This window comes from uncultured Chitinophaga sp. (genome assembly GCF_937874145.1).
Taxonomy (GTDB): Bacteria; Bacteroidota; Bacteroidia; order Chitinophagales; family Chitinophagaceae; genus Chitinophaga.
The window spans coordinates 1-2,556 of record NZ_CALNBI010000159.1; the positions used below are offsets into that span (position 1 = coordinate 1).

Consider the following 2,556-nt stretch of genomic DNA (forward strand, 5'->3'; position numbering starts at 1 on the left):
CGCCCTGCACGAAGAAGGGCTTGCCGTCGCGGATGAGCGTGTACTTTCCGCCGTCTTTCCGGATATGCACTTTGCCCCGGTGGCGCAAAGGCTCCGCCACCGGCCCGCCGTTCAGCAATGGCACCGCCCAGGCCGCCATTGCCGTCAAAGCCAGGAAGGCCCCTATCCATGTCAAAATTTTCCGCAGCTGCATACCGGTTTTTGCAACCCGAAATTTAGCGCTTTGCCCCGCCTCAAAAGACTACTCATTACAGTAGTGTGGCGGGCTCCCCCGCACCGGGGCCTTACTCGTTTGAATACGGAGGCCCTGAAATGAAAGAGACGGCCCGGGGGCCGTCTCTTTGTGCGTTACACCTTGTAATATTGTTCCCATCCTTTGCGCGGGGGCGGGCCCACGAGCAGCTGGTTGGCTTTTTTGTCGTTGGTGATGATCTTCTTCTCCCGGTCGAATTCGATCTTGCGGCCGGTCCATTGCGCGAGTACGCCGAGGCAGAACACCTGGCTGAGCGGCCCTGCGATGTCGAAAGAAGAACGTGCTTTCTCCTGCCCCTTGCAGGCCAGCAGGAAGTTGGCGTAGTGGTTGGAAGGGCTCTTCGGCACTTCGGGCAGCTTGCCTGCCATTTCTTTCGCTTTCTCTTCCGGGATGATGGAAAGTGTGGAAGCGTGCGAGCCACCTTTAAACGTGAGGTCTTTGCTGTATATGATCTTGCCCGGGTTCAGTTTCGCGGGTTTGATAGCCCCGGTGCTCGGCGGCGGGATGTTCGGGTCGAGGCCTGAAACACCGTAGCCTGCGGGGATCGGGGGCAGGTTGTCTACCCCGTCATACCACATCACTTCCACCGCAGGCATTTGCTGCCGCGCCGGGAATTTGAAGGAAAGGGTAGTTGAAGTCGGGTAGAAGAAATTGTTATGCCCGGTGAGTTTCACGGGGTTCACTTCCGTAGGCAGGCCCAGGTCGAGGAATTGATGCGCGGTATCGAGGATGTGCGCGCCCCAGTCGCCGAGGGCGCCCATGCCGAAATCGAACCAGCAGCGCCATTGGCCGTTCACGAAGTCCTTATTATACTCGTGCCCTTTCGTCTGCATCTGCCAAACGTCCCAATCCAGGGTATCGGGTTTGGGCTCCGCTTTGGGGAAGGATTTAATATTGGTATCCCACCCGTGCCAGCGGCGGGGCGAGTTCATGTGTGCGGTGATGTTGGTTACATCTTTGATGATACCGGCTTTCTTCCAGGCTTTGAACTGGAAGTAATTCGCTTCGGAATGCCCCTGGTTGCCCATCTGGGTTACGACTTTCGGATTCTTCGCAGCGGCTTTCATCATGAGCTCCACTTCCTGGAAAGTGCGGGCCATGGGTTTTTCCACGTACACATGGATGCCGAGGCCGATGGCCATCATGGTGATGGGGAAATGCGCGAAGTCAGGTACGCCTACCGAAACGGCATCGATCTGCTTGCCCATCTTGTCGAACATCTTCCGGAAATCCTGGAAGCGGGGCACGTCCGGGAACATCTTCATGATCTCCAGGGTATGGGGAGCGCCCATATCTACGTCGCAAAGCGCTACGATATTAGCCAGGCCGGTTTTATGCAATTCACGGATGATTTCACCGCCGCGGTTACCGATCCCGATCACTGCCAGGTTCACTTTCTCGTTGGCCCCGATTTTCCGGGGGGCTGTCATGCCGCGGGCCATCAAAAATCCAGGTGTGGCAAGGGCTGCAGAGGCCAGCATGGCCTGTTGGAGGAACCTCCTCCGGGAATAGTCGTTGTTCATCATATCAGAATTTCATTCGATTGCAAAAACAAGATACAGAAATAAAATCCAGTATTCGCACAGTTTTTGTATGAAAGGAGAAAATTTTACCTGGGCGCGGGGGAATGCGTCCTTCACTTACTGAAAAACCGTACAAAATGAAAGCCATATCTGCAGTCTTGTTCTTTCTCAGCCAGCATCCGGCCTGGTCTTTCTTTATCATTATCGCCGTCTTCGCCGGCATCGCCGTGCTCACCCGCCGCCTGTGGCTCCTGCTCCCGGGGTTCCTGCTGGCCATGGCCAATATTTTTACGGCTTCCATGCTGAATGCCTGGTTCCTCCAGGCCTGGGGCACGCCGGGAACCGCCGTCGTCATCCAGGCCACCCAAACCAATTCCACGCTCAACGATCAGTACATCTTCGAATACGCCGTGATCGCCAAAGCACAGGGGAAAGATGTGAAGACTTCCTTCACCAGCATGTCGGCCCCGATCTGGCCTATCCGGAATGAAGTGCTCATCCCTCCGGCCGGACAACCCTTCGTGACCCGCTACATCCCCGGATACGAAGAAAATATCGTGATCATGGCCGATGAATCCGTGTTCGGCAAGATGCGCGTCATCGCCGCCAACCGCGAAACGGTAGACAGGGCGCGCAACCAGCTTTCCGCCAGTCCCGCCAACGAATCTTTCCGGGAAGAATACCGCCAGGCGCTGCACACCTTCCTGTCGGACCCCGCCAACCGCCTCGACTCCGTGAGCACGCGGCAATTCCGCGATGCGCTCACCCAGCTGGAAGCGG

The 2,556-nt window shown here is 56.8% G+C and carries 3 protein-coding genes; 1 reads left to right on the forward strand and 2 read right to left on the reverse strand.

The window, feature by feature from the left end; all coding sequences use genetic code 11:
- The coding region (locus tag Q0510_RS07445) for a hypothetical protein (protein WP_298709682.1) at positions 1 to 193 on the reverse strand (193 nt) is incomplete at its 3' end.
- A 155-nt stretch (positions 194 to 348) separates the two neighbouring features.
- Positions 349 to 1,779 carry a Gfo/Idh/MocA family oxidoreductase gene (locus tag Q0510_RS07450; RefSeq protein ID WP_298709684.1) on the reverse strand — a complete coding sequence of 477 codons (1,431 nt, stop codon included), beginning with the start codon at positions 1,777 to 1,779 and terminating at the stop codon, positions 349 to 351.
- A 134-nt stretch (positions 1,780 to 1,913) separates the two neighbouring features.
- Here Q0510_RS07450 and Q0510_RS07455 point away from each other — a divergent pair.
- The coding region (locus Q0510_RS07455; protein ID WP_298709686.1) for a hypothetical protein at positions 1,914 to 2,556 on the forward strand (643 nt) is incomplete at its 3' end.

Bases quoted from the DNA above. Each gene is read 5' to 3' on its own strand.
- Q0510_RS07450 (WP_298709684.1), bottom strand. From the start codon at position 1,779: ATGATGAACAACGACTATTCCCGGAGGAGGTTCCTCCAACAGGCCATG.